Source organism: Streptoverticillium olivoreticuli subsp. olivoreticuli (assembly GCF_003391135.1).
Lineage (GTDB): Bacteria > Actinomycetota > Actinomycetes > Streptomycetales > Streptomycetaceae > Streptomyces > Streptomyces blastmyceticus.
This window is the reverse complement of record NZ_CP031455.1, coordinates 6,847,501-6,869,786: the sequence shown is the minus strand read 5'-3', so window position 1 is coordinate 6,869,786 and position 22,286 is coordinate 6,847,501. Positions and strand designations below refer to the sequence as shown.

General features: G+C 69.7%; 14 protein-coding genes, 1 tRNA gene and 2 rRNA genes (1 of these 17 running past the window's edge). 2 read left to right on the top strand and 15 right to left on the bottom strand.

The annotated features are described in order from the left end of the window. Positions 1-41: 41 nt before the first annotated feature. Positions 42-848, top strand: coding sequence for a DNA-formamidopyrimidine glycosylase family protein (locus tag DXZ73_RS30550; RefSeq protein ID WP_116214214.1), 807 nt, complete (start codon positions 42-44; stop codon positions 846-848). Positions 849-863: 15 nt separating this feature from the next. On the opposite strand, the gene DXZ73_RS30545 is transcribed toward DXZ73_RS30550, so the two are convergent. The 11 genes from DXZ73_RS30545 to DXZ73_RS30495 all read right to left on the bottom strand — a co-directional run bounded on the left by DXZ73_RS30545 (position 864) and on the right by DXZ73_RS30495 (position 16,023). Continuing rightward, entirely contained in the window at positions 864-1,172 is a 309-nt protein-coding gene (locus DXZ73_RS30545) for a hypothetical protein (protein WP_240351550.1), read from the bottom strand. A 110-nt stretch (positions 1,173-1,282) separates the two neighbouring features. After that, entirely contained in the window at positions 1,283-1,495 is a 213-nt protein-coding gene (locus DXZ73_RS30540; protein WP_116214213.1) for a hypothetical protein, read from the bottom strand. Positions 1,496-1,584: 89 nt separating this feature from the next. Further along, complete coding sequence (locus DXZ73_RS30535; protein WP_116214212.1) at positions 1,585-2,055, bottom strand: Dps family protein; 471 nt, start codon at positions 2,053-2,055, stop codon at positions 1,585-1,587. A gap of 177 nt (positions 2,056-2,232) precedes the next feature. Beyond that, positions 2,233-2,616, bottom strand: a complete 384-nt coding sequence (locus DXZ73_RS30530; protein WP_086566431.1) for a helix-turn-helix domain-containing protein — start codon at positions 2,614-2,616, stop codon at positions 2,233-2,235. Between the two features lie 109 nt (positions 2,617-2,725). After that, positions 2,726-3,259, bottom strand: coding sequence for a CinA family protein (locus DXZ73_RS30525; RefSeq protein ID WP_116214211.1), 534 nt, complete (start codon positions 3,257-3,259; stop codon positions 2,726-2,728). Then, positions 3,256-3,903, bottom strand: a complete 648-nt coding sequence (pgsA, locus tag DXZ73_RS30520; RefSeq protein ID WP_116214210.1) for a CDP-diacylglycerol--glycerol-3-phosphate 3-phosphatidyltransferase — start codon at positions 3,901-3,903, stop codon at positions 3,256-3,258. Before pgsA ends, DXZ73_RS30525 begins: the two co-directional genes overlap by 4 nt. Continuing rightward, on the bottom strand, positions 3,900-5,417 hold the full coding sequence (gene rimO, locus DXZ73_RS30515) for a 30S ribosomal protein S12 methylthiotransferase RimO (protein ID WP_116214209.1): 1,518 nt from the start codon (positions 5,415-5,417) through the stop codon (positions 3,900-3,902). The genes pgsA and rimO overlap by 4 nt, the downstream gene beginning before the upstream one ends. Positions 5,418-5,590: 173 nt before the next feature. Beyond that, the gene (locus DXZ73_RS30510; RefSeq protein ID WP_116214208.1) at positions 5,591-6,415 is read right to left on the bottom strand and encodes a helix-turn-helix domain-containing protein; all 825 of its coding nucleotides are present in this window, start codon (positions 6,413-6,415) and stop codon (positions 5,591-5,593) included. Between the two features lie 266 nt (positions 6,416-6,681). Next, a complete protein-coding gene (locus DXZ73_RS30505) occupies positions 6,682-9,450 on the bottom strand; it encodes a DNA translocase FtsK (protein ID WP_116215964.1) in 2,769 nt (922 codons plus the stop codon). A 104-nt stretch (positions 9,451-9,554) separates the two neighbouring features. After that, positions 9,555-10,238 carry a response regulator gene (locus DXZ73_RS30500; protein WP_116214207.1) on the bottom strand — a complete coding sequence of 228 codons (684 nt, stop codon included), beginning with the start codon at positions 10,236-10,238 and terminating at the stop codon, positions 9,555-9,557. 274 nt (positions 10,239-10,512) lie between these two features. Then, positions 10,513-16,023 (bottom strand): HAMP domain-containing protein, encoded by a 5,511-nt coding sequence (locus tag DXZ73_RS30495; RefSeq protein WP_205519260.1) that lies wholly within the window; start codon positions 16,021-16,023, stop codon positions 10,513-10,515. A gap of 254 nt (positions 16,024-16,277) precedes the next feature. Between DXZ73_RS30495 and DXZ73_RS30485 the strand changes: the two genes are divergently transcribed. Next, positions 16,278-18,896, top strand: coding sequence for a SpoIIE family protein phosphatase (locus tag DXZ73_RS30485; RefSeq protein ID WP_116215962.1), 2,619 nt, complete (start codon positions 16,278-16,280; stop codon positions 18,894-18,896). A 53-nt stretch (positions 18,897-18,949) separates the two neighbouring features. Here the strand turns inward: DXZ73_RS30485 and DXZ73_RS30480 are convergent. From DXZ73_RS30480 to DXZ73_RS30465, 4 genes are all read right to left on the bottom strand, one after another. Then, positions 18,950-19,025: transfer RNA gene (locus DXZ73_RS30480), tRNA-Thr, on the bottom strand. A gap of 60 nt (positions 19,026-19,085) precedes the next feature. Further along, the gene (locus DXZ73_RS30475) at positions 19,086-19,769 is read right to left on the bottom strand and encodes a DegT/DnrJ/EryC1/StrS family aminotransferase (protein WP_116214205.1); all 684 of its coding nucleotides are present in this window, start codon (positions 19,767-19,769) and stop codon (positions 19,086-19,088) included. A 117-nt stretch (positions 19,770-19,886) separates the two neighbouring features. Further along, a 5S ribosomal RNA gene (rrf, locus tag DXZ73_RS30470) occupies positions 19,887-20,003 on the bottom strand. A gap of 73 nt (positions 20,004-20,076) precedes the next feature. After that, positions 20,077-22,286, bottom strand: a 23S ribosomal RNA gene (locus tag DXZ73_RS30465) (it continues 914 nt past the right edge of the window).

Sequence of the window (22,286 nt, the reverse complement as noted above, 5' to 3'; positions counted from 1 at the left end):
GCCGCACGCCCGGTCGGGGAGCGTGACGGCATCATGGCGGCATGCCCGAAGGAGATACGGTCTGGCGCACCGCCCACGCCCTGCACCGCGCCCTCGCGGATCGTCCGCTCACCCGCTGCGACCTGCGCGTGCCCAAGCTCGCCACCGTCGACCTCACCGGCCGCCGCGTCGCCGAGGTCGTCCCGCGCGGCAAGCACCTGCTCACCCGTGTCGAGGGCGGCCTCACCCTCCATTCGCACCTGAAGATGGACGGCGCGTGGCGGGTCTTCGCCCCCGGGGAGCACTGGCACGGCGGCCCGCAGCACCAGATCCGCGCCGTGCTGGCCAACGCCGACCGCACGGCGGTGGGCTACCGGCTCCCCGTCCTGGAACTGCTGCGCACTGCCGACGAGTCCACGGCCGTCGGCCACCTCGGCCCGGATCTCCTGGGCCCCGACTGGGACCCCCAGGAGGCACTGCGCCGACTGCTCGCCGACCCCGGGCGCCCCGTCGGCGAGGCCCTGCTCGACCAGCGCAACCTCGCCGGGATCGGCAATGTCTACAAGTCCGAGCTGTGCTTCGCCCTCAGGATCTCCCCGTGGCTGCCGGTCTCACGCGTCCCCGGGCCGGAGCGGCTGACGACGCTCGCGAAGAGGTTCCTGGAGGCCAACAAGGCCAGGCCCGCGCGCATCACCACCGCCGACCCCCGCCCCGGCCACCAGCTGTGGGTGTACGGGCGGGCCGACCGGCCCTGCCGCCGCTGTGGCACGCTCCTGCGCTCCGCCGGTCAGGGGCAGCCCGGGCAGGAGCGCCCCGCCTACTGGTGTCCGCGCTGCCAGCCGGCCCCGGGCATTGACCCGAACGAGTGAGGGGGCCGGCCTGCGTCAGCGGCCCCGTACTCCCCCGCCGCCGCGCCATATCCGGGCGGCCGTCCGCCGTGTCCACGCCCGGCCCCGGGCCGGGCGGCGGGTCCAGGGCACGCAGTGCACGGGCAGCAGGCTCAGCCCCCAGCCGCCCGCGACGACCAGCCCCTCCACCGGCCCGGACCGCTCCGGCTGTGCGAGCAGCCGGAGCGCGGCGCACCACCACACCCCGCCGAGCACCACCGCGGCCACCCAGCCGGCCGGCCCTCGCGCCCCGCGCCCTCTCCGGGCGCCACGCCGTATCCCGCCCCAGAAGTCATGCCGGACCATGGCTGCCTCCTTCGGGCGACGGTAGACCGGCTTCCAGGGGCCGGGGAGAGCGCACCGGGCGGCGGCAGCGGCGTGCGTCGTTCCCGTACGCGCCCTGGACGGCGGGCCCGTCAGCCGGGCGATGTGCCGCGGAGCCGGTCCAGCTCCCGCTCCAGCTCCGTGATCCGGCGGTCCCGCTGGTGCAGCTCGGCGATCAGCCGCTGCTCACCCTCGTGGACGCCCTCCTGGTACACCAGCCGGACGAAGGCACCGGCCGTCGTCCGGTCGAGCTCCGACACCACGATCAGCTCGTTCGTGAGGCGCGTCACGGGGTGCTCGTCCATGCCCTCAAGGAGAGCGCGACCGCGCGGCGCACGCCACCGGAGTCGCGACGCGCCTTTCCGCGAGCCGGAGGAGGCGGCGCCGGGCCCGCTCAGGCGTTCTCCGCCTGGAACATCCAGTGGTGCTTCTCCAGGTCCCCGGTCAGTCCGATGAGGATGTCCTGGGTGACCGGATCCGGGTCCCCCGTGGCCGTGATGCGCTCCCGCATCCGGGTGATCACGGCGTGCAGGGCGTCGACCAGGGTCTGCACCGCCGCGGTGTCCTTGTTCCAGCCGTCGCCCACCGGGGCGATGCCGCTGGTCTTGGCGACGGTGCCCGCTCGCCCGTCCGGTGCCACGCCCAGTGCCGAGGCGCGCTCGGCGACGGTGTCGGCGTGCAGGCGGGCGCTGGCGACGACCTCGTCCAGCTGGAGGTGGACCGAGCGGAAGCGCGGGCCCACCACGGTCCAGTGGACCTGCTTGGCCACGAGGGAGAGGTCCACCAGGTCGACCAGGGCGCCCTGGAGGGCGTCGCCCACGGTCTTCCGGTCCTGCTCGGTCAGCGGGCTCTTCACCACAGACATCCGCTTCTCCTGTTCGGGCTGGGAAAACTGTCCGCTCTGATCGGTTTGCTACCCGTTTCCCCACCATCGCACAAAGGTCCCGACGGGGCCGGAAACGCGAAGATCCCGGTCAGGCTTCTGACCGGGATCCCCGATGGAAAACAAACGCTGGCGGAACGAACGCCGTCCCGTACTCCCTCAGGCCGCGACCACGTCCACGGCCTCCGCGGGAGCCTTGATCGTCACACGCTCTCCCGGTACGCCCGTCACGGACGTCACGGACACCGAATTGAACATCGGCCGCATCGGCGCGGGTACCGGCTCACTCGCCGCCGCCGACTGCGCCAGCTCGGCGAGCGACAATTCGTCACTCACCTCGCGCATGACCTCGGACATCCGTACGTCCAGAGCGTCGCAGATTGCGGAGAGAAGCTCGGAGGACGCCTCTTTCTGCCCCCGCTCGACCTCGGAGAGGTAACCGAGCGAGACCCGGGCGGAAGAGGAGACCTCGCGCAGAGTGCGGCCCTGGCGCTGGCGCTGCCGACGCAGCACGTCACCCAGCAGGCGACGGAGCAAAATCATCGGTGGCTCCCTCCTTGGACCGCGAATCCGGATCCTTCACGCCCCACCGTACCGCCTCGGGCTCCGGCCGTGCGGGGAGCTATGTCGTGTTCACTCAGGGCTGCAAACATCAATTCCCCCCGTTGTGTTCCGTATCCTTTGCGCCCACGTTTTCTGTCAGTTCGCTCAGCAGCAGTTCCAGCACGGCCCGCACGCTTTCCCCGCGGATCCGCGCCCGGTCACCGGTCAGCGCCAGTTCCCTGACCGCCGAGCGGCCCCCCGGCCCCGCGACGGCGACGAACACCGTACCGACCGGCCGGCCGTCCTGGGGCTCCGGGCCCGCGACCCCGGTCGTGGCCGTGCCCCAGTCGGCATTCAGCAACGCCCGTACGCCGACCGCCATCTGCCGCGCCACCTCCGGGTCGACGGCCCCGCGCCCGGCGAGCAGTTCCCCGTCCACGCCCAGGACGTCGCGCTTGACCTCCGAGGCGTACGCGGTGACCGAGCCGCGCACCGCGCGGGAGGCACCCGGCACCGCGGTCAGACCGGCCGCGACCAGGCCACCGGTGAGCGATTCGGCGGCCGCCACCGTCAGGCCGCGCTCCACCAGGGCGGCCAGGACCGCCGCGGCCGGCGCCGGGGCGTCGTCCGTGGCCGCGCTCATCGCACGGCGTCCCGGCCGGCCCGCTCGCGCTGTGCGGCCAGCCCGGCCCTGCGCAGGACGAGGGCCTGCCGCACGTAGTCGAGGCCGGTGTACACGGTCAACACCACGGCCACCGCCATCACCCAGAAGCGGGCAGTGGCCAACGGCCCGGTCAGCGCGAGGATGTACATCCCCACCGCCACGCCCTGGGCCAGCGTCTTCATCTTGCCGCCGCGGCTGGCCGGGATGACCCCGTGCTTGATGACCCAGAACCGCATCAGCGTGATGCCGACCTCGCGGAAGAGGATCACCCCCGTGACCCACCACGGCAGGAGGCTCAGCGAGGACAGGCAGATCAGCGCCGCGCCCATGATCGCCTTGTCGGCGATCGGGTCGGCGATCTTGCCGAAGTCGGTGACCAGGTTGTACATCCGGGCCAGGTGGCCGTCGAACAGATCCGTGATCATGGCGACCGCGAACGCGGCCCAGGCGAAGGAGCGCCAGGCCGGGTCGGAACCGCCGTTATGGAGCATCAACAACACGAACCCGGGCACGAGCAGCAGCCGCACCATGGTGAGGATATTGGCGATGTTCCACAAACCGGCCGGCCTCATGGCCGATGCCGGGGCATGGCCTCCGGCAGCGGAGGCCGGGACTCCGGTCATCTGGCCGCCTCCTCGGTACACCCATCGTCACCCAGGGGCTCGGCGACGAGATCCACTCCCTCGGTCGCCACCACCTTGGCCACGACCATGCGGCCCGGGGCGAATTCCCGGTCCGTGGCGAGCCGCACCTGGCCGTCGGTCTCGGGCGCCTGGTGGGCGGCCCGGCCGAGCACGCCGTCCTCCTCGTCGATCCGGTCGACGAGTACTTCAATGGTCTCTCCGAGCCGCTCCTCCGCGCGCTGCGCGGTCAGCTCCTCGGCCAGCCGGGAGATGCGCTCCAGCCGCTCCGCCACGACCTCCGGGTCGAGCTTGTCCTCGTAGGTGGCGGCCTCGGTGCCGTCCTCGTCGGAGTAGCCGAAGACGCCGATCGCGTCCAGGCGCGCACCGGTCAGGAAGCGCTCCAGCTCGGCCACGTCCTCCTCGGTCTCCCCGGGGAAGCCGACGATGAAGTTGGAGCGGGCACCCGCCTGCGGGGCCTTGGACCGGATCTGGTCGAGCAGCTCCAGGAAGCGGTCGGTGTCGCCGAAGCGGCGCATCGCGCGCAGCACGCCGGGCGCGGAGTGCTGGAAGGACAGGTCGAAGTACGGCGCGATCTTGTCCGTCGAGGTCAGCACGTCGATCAGGCCCGGCCGCATCTCCGCGGGCTGGAGGTAGCTGACCCGGATGCGCTCCAGACCGTCCACCGCCGCGAGCTCCGGCAGCAGCGTCTCCAGGAGGCGGATGTCGCCGAGATCCTTGCCGTACGAGGTGTTGTTCTCGGAGACCAGCATGACCTCCTTCACGCCCTGCTCCGCGAGCCAGCGCGTCTCGCTCAGCACGTCGGAGGGGCGGCGGGAGATGAACGAGCCGCGGAAGGAGGGGATGGCGCAGAAGGAGCACCGGCGGTCGCAGCCGGAGGCGAGCTTGACCGAGGCGACGGGGCTGGTGCCGAGCCTGCGGCGGAGCGGCGCGCGCGGCCCGGAGGCCGGGGCGACGCCTTCCGGGAGGTCGGCCGGCGGCTCCTGCGCGGGCTCCTGGCCGGTTCCGGTCTGGGCGTGACCGGGCAGCGCCACCGCGGCGGTCTGCCGCTCGGCGGGGCTGATCGGCAGCAGCTTGCGCCGGTCGCGCGGGGTGTGGGAGGCGTGGACGCCACCGGAGAGGATGGTCTGGAGCCGGTCGGAGATGTCGGCGTAGTCGTCGAAGCCGAGCACGCCGTCGGCCTCGGGCAGCGCCTCGGCGAGCTCCTTGCCGTACCGCTCGGCCATGCAGCCGACGGCGACCACGGCCTGGGTCCGGCCGCCACGGCCCTCGGAGGACGCGGTCTTGAGATCGTTTGCTTCGAGGAGGGCGTCGACGGAGTCCTTCTTGGCGGCCTCGACGAAACCACAGGTGTTGACTACGGCCACATCGGCGTCGGCGGCGTCCTCGACGAGGTCCCAGCCATCCGCCGCCAAGCGGCCTGCCAGCTCCTCCGAGTCCACCTCGTTACGGGCGCAGCCAAGTGTGACAAGAGCGACGGTACGGCGTTCGGGCATAGGGCTCAGCCTACTTTGTCCCGGGGCCGCATCCGCTGCCGAGTGGCGACGAGTACCGAGAGGATGGTCACCCGGCGGCGCGCCGCGCCGGGTGCTCCCGGCGCTTGTCCACCCGTCCGATGCCTGGTCGGCGGCGTGCGGACGGCCCTCCGGGGACCGGCTCCGGGCCCGCCTCAGCCCGCGACCGGGTCTCCCCTGGTGTAGCTCAGCCGCTGGACCTTGCCGTCGTCGGTCAGGTTCTTCACCTGCTTGCCGTTCACGAAGAGCTGGACCGCTCCGGCGTTGCCGAGCACGAGATCGATGCGCTTGTTGTCGGTGAAGGTCTTGGAGTCGCCCTGCTTGAGCACGCCCTCTTCCAGCAGCTTGCCGTTGTGGTCCTTGGCGGACATCCAGGTCTGGCCGTTCTGGGCGGTGAGCTTGACGGTGACCATGTTGGCGGGGACGCCGGCGATGGCGCTCTCGGACTGCTCGGGCTTGGGGTCGGCGGGCTTGGCGGGAGGGGCCTTCACGCTCGGGGACGCCGGGGGCTTGGCGGAGGGCGAGTCGGCCGCGACGGAGTCGCCCGAGCTCTTCGCGCCGCCGTTGAAGAGGGTGAATCCCACGAAGCCGACCACGGCGACGATCGCGGCCACCATGGCGGCCGTCCAGTTGGGCCGCCGGGGCTCCGGCCGGATGCGCTCGGCGTCGAACAGCGGCGCCGCGGGTGTCGGTGAGGGGCGCCCGCCGTACTGCGCGGCGTACTGCGTGAGCAGCTCGGCCGGGTCCAGTCCGACGGTGCTCGCCAGCACGCGGATATGTCCTCGGGCGTAGACGTGGCCACCGCAGCGCGAGAAGTCGTCCTGCTCGATGGCCTGGACGATCGGAATGCGCACTCGGGTGGTCGAACTGACCTCTTCGACGGTCAGTCCTGCGCTGGTTCGGGCCTGCTGGAGGGCCTGGCCGATGGAAGGCCGGTCGTCGTCCGCGGGAGTGTCCGCGGGAGAGTTGCCGATGGACACGTGGGCGCCTTTCGAGCGTGTAGCCACCTGCTGGAGGTTCAGTCTAGGGGGGATGCAAAAACATCGGGCAAGCGGAAAGACGGACTTTGTACGCCATCAGATGACTCTCCGACGCCGATGGTGGGACATCGGCCCGCCCCCCTCTCCTCAACTCGGCGCACAGCCGAGAGAAACGGTCGGCCGACTCCTCTTCCGGGGGTTTCCCGGCGTCCGGCCTCCGCAAGGCGGCACCGTCCCCGCCCCTCGGCATCCGGTGGCCGGCCCGGCTAGGAACCGCCGTCCCCACGGATCACCGCGAGCACCGCGTCCAGCTCGTCGGGCTTGACCAGCACGTCGCGGGCCTTCGAACCCTCGCTCGGGCCCACGATGTTGCGCGACTCCATCAGATCCATGAGTCTGCCCGCCTTCGCGAATCCCACACGCAGTTTCCGCTGGAGCATCGAGGTGGAGCCGAACTGCGTGGAGACGACCAGCTCGGCGGCCTGGCAGAGCAGATCCAGGTCGTCGCCGATGTCCTCGTCGATCTCCTTCTTCTTCGCGGTGCCGACCGTGACGTCGTCGCGGAAGACGGGCGCCATCTGGTCCTTGCAGTGCTGGACGACGCCGGCGACCTCCGCCTCCGTCACGAAGGCGCCCTGCATGCGGACGGGCTTGCCCGCCCCCATCGGCAGGAAGAGGCTGTCGCCCTTGCCGATCAGCTTCTCGGCGCCCGGCTGGTCGAGGATGACCCGGCTGTCGGCGAGCGAGGAGGTGGCGAAGGCGAGCCGGGACGGCACGTTCGCCTTGATGAGGCCGGTGACGACGTCGACGGACGGCCGCTGGGTGGCGAGCACGAGGTGGATGCCGGCGGCCCGCGCGAGCTGGGTGATGCGGACGATCGAGTCCTCGACGTCCCGCGGGGCGACCATCATCAGGTCCGCGAGCTCGTCGACGATCACCAGCAGGTACGGATACGGCGACAGGTCGCGGCCGCTGCCCTCCGGGGGCTTGACCTTGCCGTTGCGCACGGCCGCGTTGAAGTCGTCGATGTGCCGGAAGCCGAACGCCGCCAGGTCGTCGTAGCGCAGGTCCATCTCGCGGACCACCCACTGCAGGGCCTCCGCGGCCCGCTTGGGGTTGGTGATGATCGGCGTGATCAGGTGCGGGATGCCCTCGTAGGCCGTCAGCTCGACACGCTTGGGGTCGATGAGGACCATGCGCACGTCGTCGGGGGTCGCCCGGATCATGACCGAGGTGATCAGGCAGTTGATGCAGGACGACTTTCCGGAACCGGTGGCTCCGGCGACCAGCATGTGCGGCATCTTCGTCAGGTTGGCCATCACATAGCCGCCCTCGACGTCCTTGCCCAGGGCGACGAGCATCGGGTGCTCGTCACCGGCGGCGTCCGCCAGCCGCAGCACGTCGCCGAGGTTGACCATCTCGCGGTCGGTGTTGGGGATCTCGATGCCGACCGCGGACTTGCCGGGGATCGGGCTGATGATCCGTACGTCCGGGCTGGCGACGGCGTAGGCGATGTTCTTGGCGAGGGCGGTGATCCGCTCGACCTTGACGGCCGGGCCCAGCTCCACCTCGTAGCGCGTGACCGTCGGGCCGCGGGTGAAGCCGGTGACGGCCGCGTCGACCTTGAACTCCGCGAACACGTTCGTCAGTGCGGCCACTATGGCGTCGTTGGCGGCGCTGCGGGCCTTCCCCGGGCCGCCGCGCTCCAGCAGGTCGAGCGAGGGCAGCGCGTAGGTGATGTCGCCGGACAGCTGGAGCTGCTCGGCGCGGGCGGGCAGCCCCTGCGGGGGCTCGGGCGCGGCCTTGGTGAGGTCGGGGACGCCCGCGGGCCTCCCCGCCTTCGCGGTGCCGCGCGCGCCCGGCACCGCGCCGGACCGCTCGGCTCCGGCCTCCGGCGCGCTCCGCGGCCCGGCCTCCCGCTCGGTCGAGATGCCGCTGCTGAGCCCGGCGACGAGCGGCGACGGCTGCACCCCGTGGAGGACCGCGCCGTCCAGCGAGGCGGCGGCCGCGGCCGCCACGTCGACGGCGTCCAGCGGCCGGTCCGCCGGGGGCTGCACGGCGCGCGGCCGGCGGCGCCTGCCGAGCGCCTCCTCCTCGGCGCTCTCCACGTCCACGGGGGCGGCCGCCGCGCGGCGGGGCCGCCGGGCGGGGGCCTCGCGCCATTCGTCGTCGTACTCCGCGTACTCCGGCTCGGCCTCGTACTCCCCCGGATAGGGCTCGATCACCCCGAGCCGCACCCCCAGCCTGCGCAGCCGCTGGGGGATGGTGTTGACCGGGGTGGCCGTGACCACCAGCAGACCGAAGACGGTCAGCAGGACGAGCAGGGGGACGGCCAGCACCTCGCCGACCGTGACGATCAGGGGCTCGGCGGCGACCCAGCCGATCAGGCCGCCCGCGTTGCGCAGGGCCTCCTCGCCGTCGCCCCGGCCCGGCGAGCCACAGGCCACGTGGACCTGTCCGAGGACGCCGATCACCAGTGCGGACAGCCCGATCACGATCCGCCCGTTGGCCTCGGGCCGTTCCGGGTGGCGGATCAGCCGGATCGCGATGACGCCGAGGAGTATCGGCACGACGAGATCCAGGCGGCCGAAGGCGCCGGTGATGAGCATCTGCACCAGCTCGCCGACCGGGCCCTGGAGGTTGGACCAGGTGCCCGCGGCGACGATCAGGGCGAGGCCGAGGAGCAGCAGCGCCTGGCCGTCCTTGCGGTGCGCCGGGTCGAGGTTCTTGGCGCCCCGGCCGACCCCGCGGAAGAGCGCGCCGACGGCGTGCGCCACACCGAGCCATACGGCCTTGACGAGGCGGTAGATGCCACCGGTGGCGGACGGCGTGGGCTTGGGCGCCGCCTTCTTGGCGACGGCCTTCTTGGCGGGCGCCCTGCGCGGTGCCGCCTTCTTCGCGGGTGCCTTGCCCGCGGGCTTCGGCGCCGCTTTTTTCGCGGGCGCCTTCTTGGCCGCGCCCCCGGGTCGTCCGGCGCGCTGCTTCGAGGTGCCCGCCGTGCTCTGGGAACCCTTGCCGGACGTACGTGAGGCCATGGTGCCGAGGTTACCGTCGTCGGACGTGAGGGACACCTGCGCCCATGCGTTCACCCATTCGTGTCGCGCTTCGGCGGCGCCGAGGGTGACGCGGCGTCAGGGGGTCAGCTGGGCGAGGGAAGCGGGCCGACGCCGCTGCCGGTGCCGGGCTCCAGGGCGTCCAGCGCCCGCCGCAGCCCGGTGAGTTTGCGCTCCAGGTGGGCGGCGGTGGCGACGGCCGCCGCGTCGGCGGACTCGTCGAGCTGCTTGGTGAGCGCCTCGGCCTGCTCCTCCACGGCGGCGAGCCGCGCGGAGAGCTCGGCGAGCAGCCCCGCGGGCTCCTGGGCCGCCGCCGCGCCGGCCCGGCCCTGGCCGCTCTCCAGCTGGAGGCGCAACAGGGCCGCCTGCTCGCGCAGCTGGCAGTTCTTCATATAGAGCTCGACGAACACCGAGACCTTGGCGCGCAGCACCCAGGGGTCGAACGGCTTGGAGATGTAGTCCACGGCGCCCGCCGCGTAACCGCGGAAGGTGTGGTGCGGGCCGTGGTTGATGGCGGTGAGGAAGATGATCGGGATGTCGCGGGTCCGCTCCCGCCGCTTGATGTGCGCGGCGGTCTCGAAACCGTCCATGCCAGGCATCTGGACATCCAGCAGGATCACTGCGAAGTCGTCCGTCAGCAGCGCCTTGAGCGCTTCCTCCCCTGACGATGCCCGCACCAGTGTCTGATCGAGCGCCGAGAGGATCGCCTCCAGCGCCAGCAGATTTTCCGGCCGGTCATCGACCAGGAGGATCTTGGCCTTCTGAACCATGCCCCGTCCTCCTCGTCCCGGCTTGGGGTCTCCCCAGCTCGAAGAGCCGGGGGAAGCACCGGGCGCCGCCCCAGGGGACGACTCCCTTGCGCCGCCCGTCCTTGTGCCGGTCATGGTAGCCGCACCCTGCCGGTCGCCACACCCTGTCACCGCGATGTCACTGTGCACGTAGCGGAAACGTAGTGGGGGACCAGAAGGTTCCCCGAATCCCGTGCTCCCACACGTCTTCGGCCACAGTCTGTCAACAGGTGGTCAGGAACCGTCCGGTTACCCGTCACTCGGTGCGCATCCACTGCTCCATCACCGTCAGCAGATGGTCCGTATCAACCGGCTTGGTGACATAGTCGGAAGCCCCGGCGTCGATGCTCTTCTCCCGGTCGCCCTTCATCGCCTTGGCCGTGAGCGCGATGATGGGCAGGCCCGCGAACTGCGGCATCCTGCGGATCGCGGCCGTCGTGGCATAGCCGTCCATCTCCGGCATCATGATGTCCATCAGGACCACCACGACGTCGTCGTGCTGCTCCAGGACCTCGATCCCCTCGCGGCCGTTCTCCGCGTAGAGCACCGACAGCCCGTACTGCTCCAGGACGCTCGTGAGGGCGAACACATTGCGGATGTCGTCGTCGACGATCAGCACCTTCTCGCCGTGGAAGGCCCCTCCGAAGCCCTTGCCGAACCCGTGGCTCGACGGTTGCTCTGCGTCACCGGCCGGCTCGTTCAGCCAGGAGCCCTCCTCCGGGGCGGACGGCGGCTCGGCCGCCGGGGCGGATGCCCCCGTGCCGACGCCGGACGGACCGGGCAGCGCGGGCCACTGCCCCGCCGCCTGCGCGGCGCGCCGGCGGCGCAGGAAGAGCCCGGCCGCCCCGCGCGCGGGCTCGGCGGCGGACGGGTCGGAGTGGTCGCCCCCGCCCCCCGCGGCGGCCGGCGGCTCCGACACGGCGAGACCATGGACGCCCGGCGCGAGCTGCGGATAGCCCTGGGGCGGCAGCTCACCGGTGTTGAGCGGGAGGTAGAGGGTGAACGTGGAGCCACGGCCCGGCTCGCTCGCCGCGTGGATCTCACCGCCCAGCAGCCGGGCGATCTCCCGGCTGATGGACAGCCCGAGGCCCGTACCGCCGTACTTGCGGCTGGTCGTCCCGTCCGCCTGCTTGAACGCCTCGAAGATCACCCGCATCTTGCTCGCCGCGATGCCGATCCCCGTGTCCGTGACCGAGAACGCGATCACGTCGCCGTCCGCGTCGCGCAGCGAACCCGCCTCCAGCAGCTGCTCCCGGATGCTGTCCGGCACGTCCCCGCCCGCCGGGCGGATGACGAGCTCGACCGCGCCGGTGTCGGTGAACTTCACCGCGTTCGACAGCAGGTTGCGCAGCACCTGGAGCAGCCGCTGCTCGTCCGTGTGCAGCGTCGCCGGGAGCTCCGGCGAGACCCGTACGGAGAAGTCGAGCCCCTTCTCCGCCGTCAGCGGCCGGAAGGTGGCCTCCACGTAGTCCACGAGCTGCACCAGGGCGATACGGGTCGGACTGACGTCCATCTTGCCCGCCTCGACCTTCGACAGGTCCAGGATGTCGTTGATGAGCTGGAGCAGGTCCGAGCCCGCGCCGTGGATGGTCTCCGCGAACTCGACCTGCTTCGGGGAGAGGTTGCCCTCGGCGTTGTCGGCGAGCAACTTGGCGAGGATCAGCAGCGAGTTGAGCGGCGTCCGCAGCTCGTGCGACATGTTGGCCAGGAACTCGGACTTGTAGCGCATCGAGACCGCGAGCTGCTCGGCGCGCTCCTCCAGGACCTGCCGGGCCTCCTCGATCTCGGTGTTCTTCACCTCGATGTCGCGGTTCTGCCGGGCCAGCCGCTCGGACTTCTCCTCCAGCTCGGCGTTGGAGATCTCCAGCGCCTTCTGCCGGTTCTCCAACTCGGCCGACCGCTCGCGCAGTTGCTCCGTCAGCTCCTGCGACTGCTTGAGCAGCACCTCGGTCTTGGTGTTGACACTGATGGTGTTGACGCTCGTGCCGATCATCTCGGCGATCTGGTTGAGGAAGTCCTTCTGGATCTGCGCGAACGGCTGGAAGGACGCCAGCTCGATCACACCGAGCACCTGCCCCTCGAAGAGCACGGGCAGCACGATGACGTGCGCGGGCGGCGCCTCCCCCAGACCGGAGGCGATCTTCAGATAGCCCGGTGGGACGTTCTCCACCAGGATCGTCCGCTTCTCCTGTGCGGCGGTGCCGATGAGCGTCTCGCCCGGCCGGAAGGAGGTGGGCATCGAGCCCATCGAGTAACCGTAGGAGCCGAGCATCCGCAGCTCGTACGCGTCCTCGGCCGCCTGGCCGCCCGTCGGCATCGCCAGGAAGAACGCGCCGTGCTGCGCGGAGACCACCGGCGTCAGCTCGCTCATGATCAGCCCGGCGACGTCCTCCAGATCGCGGCGGCCCTGCATCAGGCCGGAGATCCGGGCGAGGTTGCCCTTGAGCCAGTCCTGCTCCTTGTTGGCGAGCGTGGTCTCGCGGAGGTTGGCGATCATCGTGTTGATGTTGTCCTGGAGCTCCAGGATCTCGCCGGCCGCGTCCACGTCGATCTTGAGGTTGAGATCGCCGCGGGTCACCGCGGTGGCGACCTCGGCGATGGCGCGCACCTGCCGGGTCAGGTTCCCGGCCATCTCGTTCACCGACTCGGTGAGGTCGCGCCAGGTGCCGTCCACGTCGCGCACCCGCGCCTGACCGCCCAGCTGCCCCTCGGTGCCCACCTCGCGGGCCACCCGGGTCACCTGGTCGGCGAAGGACGACAGCTGGTCGACCATCGTGTTGATGGTGGTCTTCAGCTGGAGGATCTCACCGCGCGCGTCGATGTCGATCTTCTTGGTCAGGTCGCCCTGGGCGATGGCGGTGGTCACCATCGCGATGTTGCGGACCTGGCCGGTCAGGTTGGACGCCATCGAGTTCACGGACTCGGTGAGGTCCTTCCACGTGCCGCTGACGCCCAGGACCCGCGCCTGGCCGCCGAGGATCCCGTCGGTGCCGACCTCGCGCGCCACGCGCGTGACCTCGTCGGCGAAGGAGGACAGCGTCGTCACCATGGTGTTGACGGTGTCGGCCAGCTGCGCGACCTCGCCGCGCGCCTCGACCGTCACCTTCTTGGTCAGGTCACCGTTGGCGACCGCGGCCGCGACCTGCGAGATGTTGCGGACCTGGCTGGTGAGGTTGTTCGCCATCAGGTTGACGTTGTCGCTGAGGTCCTTCCAGATGCCGGTGACGTCCCGCACCCGCGCCTGACCGCCCAGCTGACCCTCGGTGCCCACCTCGCGGGCCACCCGCGTGACCTGCTCGGCGAAGTCCGACAGCTGGTCCACCATCGTGTTCACGGTGGTGACCAGTTCGAGGATCTCGCCCTTCGCGTCGACCGTGATCTTCTTCGAGAGGTCGCCCTTGGCCACCGCCGTCGTCACCTCGGCGATGTTGCGCACCTGGGAGGTGAGGTTGTTCGCCATGAAGTTGACGGACTGCGTGAGGTCCTTCCAGGTGCCGGAGACCCCCTGCACCTCGGCCTGACCGCCGAGGATGCCCTCGGTGCCCACCTCCCTCGCCACCCGCGTCACCTGCTCGGCGAACGAGGACAGCTGGTCGACCATGGTGTTGAGGGTGTTCTTCAGCTCCAGGATCTCGCCCCGGGCATCCACGTCGATCTTCTGCGAAAGGTCGCCCCGGGCCACCGCGGTGGCGACACCGGCGATGTTGCGGACCTGGGCGGTCAGGTTCCCCGCCATGCCGTTGACGGAGTCCGTCAGGTCGCGCCACACCCCGGCCACGCCCGGCACCTGCGCCTGGCCGCCGAGCCGCCCGTCCGTACCGACCTCGCGGGCGACCCTGGTCACCTGCTCGGCGAAGGCGGAGAGCTGGTCGACCATCGTGTTGATGGTGTTCTTCAGCTCCAGGATCTCGCCCCGGGCATCCACGTCGATCTTCTGCGAAAGGTCACCGCGCGCGACCGCCGTCGTCACCTGGGCGATCTGCCGGACCTGCGAAGTGAGGTTGCCTGCCATGAAGTTGACGGAGTCGGTGAGCTCCTTCCAGGTGCCGCTGACGCCGTCCACCCGGGCCTGCCCGCCGAGCCGCCCCTCGGTGCCCACGTCGCGGGCCATCCGGGTCACCTGGTCGGCGAACGACGACAGCTGGTCCACCATGGTGTTCACGGTGTTCTTCAGCTGGAGCATCTCGCCGGACACGTCGACGGTGACCTTCTGCGAGAGGTCGCCGTTGGCCACGGCCGTCGTCACCTGCGCGATGTTGCGCACCTGTCCGGTGAGGTTGCGGAAGGCGGTGTTCACCGAATCGGTGAGATCCTTCCACGTGCCCGCCGCACCCGGCACCGCCGCCTGGCCGCCGAGTTCGCCCTCGACGCCGATCTCCCGTGCCACACGCGTCACTTCGGAACCGAAGGCCGAGAGCTGGTCGACCATCGTGTTGACGGTGTTCTTCAACTCCAGCATCTCGCCGGACACATCGACGGTGACCTTCTGCCCGAGGTCGCCGTTGGCCACCGCGGTCGTCACCTGCGCGATGTCCCTCACCTGGGTGGTGACGTTACGGAACGCGGTGTTCACCGAATCGGTGAGATCCTTCCACGTACCCGCCGCACCCGGCACCTGCGCCTGGCCGCTGAGCAGCCCCTCGACGCCGACCTCACTGGCCACCCGGGTGACCTCGTCGGCGAAGGTCCGCAGCGTCTCCGTCATCTGGTTGATCGTCTCGGCCAGCTGCGCGACCTCGCCGCGCGCGCTCACCGTCACCTTCTGCGACAGGTCGCCGTTCGCGACCGCCGTGGTGACCTGGGCGATCCCCCGCACCTGGGCCGTCAGATTGCCGGCCATGAGGTTGACCGAGTCGGTCAGGTCCTTCCAGACCCCCGCGACACCGGGCACCTGCGCCTGACCGCCCAGCTCGCCCTCCGTGCCCACCTCACGCGCGACCCGGGTCACCTCGGAGGCGAACGAAGACAGCTGGTCGACCATCGTGTTGACGGTGTTCTTGAGCTCCAGCATCTCCCCGGCCACATGGACCGTGACCTTCCGGGAGAGGTCGCCCTTCGCGACCGCGGTCGTCACCAGCGCGATGTCGCGCACCTGAGCGGTGAGCCTGGACGCCATGGTGTTGACGGAATCCGTGAGGTCCTTCCACGAACCCGACATCCCGCGCACCCGGGCCTGCCCGCCCAGCTTGCCCTCGGTGCCGACCTCGCTCGCCACCCGCGTCACCTCGTCGGTGAACGCCGACAGCTGGTCCACGAGGCCGTTGACGGTGCGCCCCACCTTCAGGAACTCGCCCCGCAGCGGGTGCGCCGCCCCGTCCGCCCCCTGCGACCGCAGGTCCATCCGCTGCTCCAGGTCGCCCTCGGCCACCGCCGACAGCACCCGGCCCACCTCGGACACCGGCCGCACGAGATCGTCGACCAGGGCGTTGGACGCGTCGATCGCCGCCGCCCACGCCCCCTCGCAGGCCCCGACCTCCAGCCGCTCCGTGAGCTTCCCCTCACGCCCGACCACCCGGCGCACCCGCGCCAGCTCGCCCGTCAGCTGCATATTGCGGTCGGCGACCTCGTTGAAGACCGCCGCGATCTCGGCCATCACGCCGTCGTCGGAGACCGTCAGCCGCTTCCGGAAGTTCCCGTCCCGCATCGCCGAGAGAGCCGACAGCAGCCGGTTCAGGGCCGCCGTGTCCACTTCCGTCGTCCCATTGGCCCGGGACCGTCCGCCCTTCGCGCGCGTGCTCACGCCCCGCGCCGCTGCGCCAGACTCCACCGTGTCCCTCCCGCTGGGTTCGATCATCCTCGTCGGGCTTCCGTTGCAATCTTCCCCAGTGTTTCACCCCGGCCCAACCAGGCCATAACAGTTCGGCAGCATCGCACACGGTCCGCGGGCACTCCCAGGGTGGAATCAGCGCGCACCGGCCTCCGCCCGTGCGGTGAGGGTAAGTAACCTGGCAATCGACCGGGGCAACGGAGGGGCGCTGCGACATGGGTGAGCAGATCGCCGAGACCTACACGAGGAGACCTGTGATCACCGCGCGGGCAGCCGCCACCTTCGAGCCGGTCGGACGCTCGGTCGCCTCCGCCCGTGCCTTCGTCCGGGACACTCTCCAGGGCTGGGGCTTCCCCGACATCATCGACGACGCCGTCGTCCTGACCAGCGAGCTCGTCACCAACGCCGTCGTCCACGCCGGCACCGCCGCAGACGTCCTGTGCATGCGCACGGACACCGGCGTGCGCGTGGAGGTCGCCGACCACTACCCGGACCGCGAGCTGCCGCTCCAGAGCTCCGCCCGCCGGCTCGGCGGCGTCGACCGCGAGGGCGGCCGCGGTCTGCTGCTCTGCGCGGCCCTGGCCACCCGCTGGGGCGTGGAGTACAGCAGCACCCACAAACAGGTGTGGTTCCAGCTCGACCTGCCCGACCGCCCGGCCGGGACGCGCTCCGCGGGCCCCGCGCTCCCCGCGGAGGCCCTGCCCGTCGCCGACGCCCGCGTCCGCGTCGCCGTCGTCCAGATCGACCAGGGCGGCATCATCAGCGCCTGGAACGAGGACGCGCAGGCCATGTTCGGCTTCCCCGCCGACCAGGTCACCGGCAAGCCCCTCACGGACTTCGCCGCCTGGCCGCACACCCCCGGCACCTCGACCGGCATCGCCGAGGCCCTGCGGCTCTCCCGCTGGGAGGGCTCGTACGGCATAAGGGACGCCGACGGCCGCATCACCCCGGTCTACGCCTCCCACCTGCGCGTACGGGACAACGCGGGCGCGCCTTCCACGGTCTGCCTGCTCGTGCGCGAGGAGGAGCGCGCGGTGCTCCAGAGCTTCCAGCGCTCGCCCGCGTCGGACGCCGCGAGCAGCGAGCGCGGCACCGCCACGGACCCCTTCGAGGTCTTCATCGGCTCCCCCGCGCCGGACGATCTCGACGGCCTCCTCCAGCGCACCGTCGAGCGCGCCCGCGACATGCTCGACGGGGACGCGGCCTATCTGCTGCTCGCCACCGACGACGAGACCGAACTGGAGGTCCGCGCCTCCACCGGCCTCCCGTCCGCCCGCCAGCGCTTCGCCCGCGTCCCCGTCGAAGCGGGCACGGGCCGCTATGGCTCGGCCCGGATGCCCGCGGTCCACGAGGACCTCGCCGTCATCCCCGGCGCCGTGCCCCTGCTGGCCGACACCGGCATGCGCTCCGTCGTCACCGTCCCCCTCAAGGTCGAGGGCCGTCTCACCGGCTCGCTCGGCGTCGCCGCCGAGGCCCCCGGACGCTACACCAACGAAGAGGCCCTGCGGCTCCAGTTCGCCGCCGACCGTATCGCCCTCGCCGTCGAACGCGCCCGCCTCAACGAGCTCGAACGTCTGCGCCGCGGTTCGCTCTCCTTCCTCGTGGAGGCCTCCGATCTGCTCGCGGGCACCCTGGACCGGGACCAGACGCTGGCCCTGATGGCTCAGATGACCGTGCCCACGCTCGCCACCTGGTGCGCCGTCTACACCGTCGCCGACCCCGCCTCCGACCCCGAGCTGTCGTACGTCCTGCACGAGGACGAGGACCGCATCGACGGCCTCAAGACCCTGCTCGGCAAGCTCGCGCCCCCGGAGCCCGTCCCCACGCCCGGCGCCCGGGTCTGGACGGCACCCGCCGAGGCCGCGCACTCCGCGGCGCTGCGCAGCTCCCTGCGCAGCCTCGGCCTGTCCGACATCACCCGGACCGCCGGGCCTAGCACGTCACTCGCGACGGCGGCCGCCGTCGGCGGCGAGACGGTCGTGCTGCCGCTCGTGGCCCGCAACCGCGTCATCGGCATGCTCACCCTCGGCAAGCCCACCGACGACCACTTCCGCCAGGAGATCCTGGAGCTCGCGGAGGACCTCTCGCGCCGGGCGGCGCTCGCCCTCGACAACGCCCGCCTCTACAGCGAGCGCACCGCCATCAGCCAGTCCCTCCAGCGCAGCCTGCTGCCGCCGGAGCTACCGCACGTGGCCGGTGTCGAGGTCGACGTCATCTACCGCGCGGCCGGCGAGGGCAACGAGGTCGGCGGCGACTTCTACGACCTCTTCCCGATCCGTGACGGCGCCTACGGCTTCGCGATCGGCGACGTCTGCGGCACGGGCCCGGAGGCCGCCGCGGTCACCGGTCTCGCCCGGCACGCGCTGCGCCTCCTCGCCCGCGAGGGCTACGGCGGCCCCGCGGTCCTGGAGCGACTCAACGCCGCCATCCTCGACGAGGGGGCCCGCAGCCGCTTCCTCACCCTCCTGTACGGCGAGCTGTGGCCGCAGGAGGACGGCGGCGCGATCCTCAAGGTCGTCTGCGCGGGTCACCCACTGCCGCTGCGGCTGCGCCCGGACGGCACGGTGGAGCCCGCGGCGGATCCCCAGCCGCTGCTGGGCGTCATGGAGGACCTGGAGCTGTACGAGCAGACGGTCACCCTCGACCCGGGCGACGTCCTGCTGTGCGTCACGGACGGCGTGACGGAGCGCCGCGAGGGCGCCCGCATGCTGGGCGACGACGGCCTGAGCGACGTCCTGTCGAACTGTACGGGCCTGACGGCGGGCGCGGTCGCCGCACGCATCCTGCGCGCTGTGGAACGGTTCGCCGCCGAACCCGCCTCCGACGACATGGCGATCCTGGCAATGCGCGTTCCCGCGCTGCACGAGGACTGATCGCGCCGGGACAGCAGAAAGGCCCCCGCCGAATGGCGGGGGCCTTTCCTTTATGGAGCCCCAATACGGAATCGAACCGTAGACCTTCTCCTTACCATGGAGACGCTCTGCCGACTGAGCTATTGGGGCCAGCAACGAGATAAAGCATACCCGACGTTCGCACGTCCTTTTGACCACCTGGGCACTCCGTCAGGCGGCCACCCGCAACAGCCCGCCGAGCGCATTGCACGCGGACACCACACGGTGCAGCTCCCGCTGTGTCGTCGACGCGTCCACGGGCAGTGCGAGGCATTCGTCGGCGGCCCGCTCCGTCTCCGCCAGCCACAACTCACGCCTGAACGCCGCGGTCCGGTGCACCGGCGTCTGTACGGGCACCTGGCACCGCACCCGACGGGCCCGCAGCGCCCGGGCGAACGCGTCCCGGTCCGGCCGCCCGTTGCCGGGCACCCGCACCACGTACGAGCCGTAGCTGTGCGGGAGTTCGGGCGCCACGGACGGTGTCAGCACCCCGGTGAGCCGCGCGTTCAGATAGGCGGCGTTCTCCCGGCGCCTCCTGGTGTCCTCGTCCACGGGACGCGGCGGCTCGTACTCGATGACGAGCAGCCCCCGCTCGGCGGCGACGGCCTTCAGCCCCGCCAAGTCCGCGCGGTGGCCGAAGAGGTGAACGGGCATCACGGCGGCGGTACGCAGCGTCAGGGCGGCGGGAACGGAGGCCGGGTCGAGACAGAGGCTGTACGGGTCGATGTCCGCGAACACGGGCACGGCGCCGGCCCGGCGGACCGCCTCGGCGGCCCCTGTGGTGGCGTACGAGGGCACGACGACCTCGTCACCTGCGCCGATCCCCGCTGCCGTGAGCCTCTCCACTGTCCCCATGGAAGGGAGAGTGACGGCGTGACGTTAACGTGGAGTGACGCTCTGCACTTCATCATGAAAACAAAAAAGCTCCGGTATCTGAACCGAGGTCCAGATACCGGAGCTTTTTGAAAATTTGTTCGGCGGCGTCCTACTCTCCCACACGGTCCCCCATGCAGTACCATCGGCGCTGAAAGGCTTAGCTTCCGGGTTCGGAATGTAACCGGGCGTTTCCCTAACGCTATGACCACCGAAACTCTATGAAATTAACCAACCGGATAGCAACACGGTCGTTACTTCAGAACCTACACAGTGGACGCGAGCAACTGAGGACAAGCCCTCGGCCTATTAGTACCAGTCAGCTCCAACCGTTACCGGTCTTCCACACCTGGCCTATCAACCCAGTCGTCTACTGGGAGCCTTAACCCCTCAAAGGGGGTGGGAATACTCATCTCGAAGCAGGCTTCCCGCTTAGATGCTTTCAGCGGTTATCCCTCCCGAACGTAGCCAACCAGCCATGCCCTTGGCAGGACAACTGGCACACCAGAGGTTCGTCCGTCCCGGTCCTCTCGTACTAGGGACAGCCCTTCTCAATATTCCTACGCGCACAGCGGATAGGGACCGAACTGTCTCACGACGTTCTAAACCCAGCTCGCGTACCGCTTTAATGGGCGAACAGCCCAACCCTTGGGACCGACTCCAGCCCCAGGATGCGACGAGCCGACATCGAGGTGCCAAACCATCCCGTCGATATGGACTCTTGGGGAAGATCAGCCTGTTATCCCCGGGGTACCTTTTATCCGTTGAGCGACGGCGCTTCCACAAGCCACCGCCGGATCACTAGTCCCGACTTTCGTCCCTGCTCGACCCGTCGGTCTCACAGTCAAGCTCCCTTGTGCACTTACACTCAACACCTGATTGCCAACCAGGCTGAGGGAACCTTTGGGCGCCTCCGTTACTCTTTAGGAGGCAACCGCCCCAGTTAAACTACCCACCAGACACTGTCCCTGATCCGGATCACGGACCCAGGTTAGACATCCAGCACGACCAGAGTGGTATTTCAACGACGACTCCACGAACACTGGCGTGCCCGCTTCACAGTCTCCCACCTATCCTACACAAGCCGAACCGAACACCAATATCAAGCTATAGTAAAGGTCCCGGGGTCTTTCCGTCCTGCTGCGCGAAACGAGCATCTTTACTCGTAGTGCAATTTCACCGGGCCTATGGTTGAGACAGTCGAGAAGTCGTTACGCCATTCGTGCAGGTCGGAACTTACCCGACAAGGAATTTCGCTACCTTAGGATGGTTATAGTTACCACCGCCGTTTACTGGCGCTTAAGTTCTCAGCTTCGCCCCACCGAAATGGAGCTAACCGGTCCCCTTAACGTTCCAGCACCGGGCAGGCGTCAGTCCGTATACATCGCCTTACGGCTTCGCACGGACCTGTGTTTTTAGTAAACAGTCGCTTCTCGCTGGTCTCTGCGGCCACCCCCAGCTCAGAGTGCAAGACTCATCACCGGAAATGGCCCCCCTTCTCCCGAAGTTACGGGGGCATTTTGCCGAGTTCCTTAACCATAGTTCACCCGAACGCCTCGGTATTCTCTACCTGACCACCTGAGTCGGTTTAGGGTACGGGCCGCCATGAAACTCGCTAGAGGCTTTTCTCGACAGCATAGGATCATCCACTTCACCACAATCGGCTCGGCATCAGGTCTCAGCCTTAATGTGTGACGGATTTGCCTACCACACGGCCTACACCCTTACCCCGGGACTACCACCGCCCGGGCTGGACTACCTTCCTGCGTCACCCCATCGCTTACCTACTACCACCTTGGGTCAGCGGCTCCACCACTCCCCTTCACCCGAAGGATCCAGGACGGCTTCACGGCCTTAGCATTAATGGATTCGATATTGGGCGTTTCAAAGCGGGTACCGGAATATCAACCGGTTGTCCATCGACTACGCCTGTCGGCCTCGCCTTAGGTCCCGACTTACCCTGGGCAGATCAGCTTGACCCAGGAACCCTTAGTCAATCGGCGCACACGTTTCCCACGTGTGTATCGCTACTCATGCCTGCATTCTCACTCGTGAACCGTCCACAACTCGCTTCCGCGGCTGCTTCACCCGGCACACGACGCTCCCCTACCCATCCCAGCGGGCGTTGGCCCTCATGCTGGAATGACACGACTTCGGCGGTACGCTTGAGCCCCGCTACATTGTCGGCGCGGAATCACTTGACCAGTGAGCTATTACGCACTCTTTCAAGGGTGGCTGCTTCTAAGCCAACCTCCTGGTTGTCTCTGCGACTCCACATCCTTTCCCACTTAGCGTACGCTTAGGGGCCTTAGTCGATGCTCTGGGCTGTTTCCCTCTCGACCATGGAGCTTATCCCCCACAGTCTCACTGCCGCGCTCTCACTTACCGGCATTCGGAGTTTGGCTAAGGTCAGTAACCCGGTAGGGCCCATCGCCTATCCAGTGCTCTACCTCCGGCAAGAAACACACGACGCTGCACCTAAATGCATTTCGGGGAGAA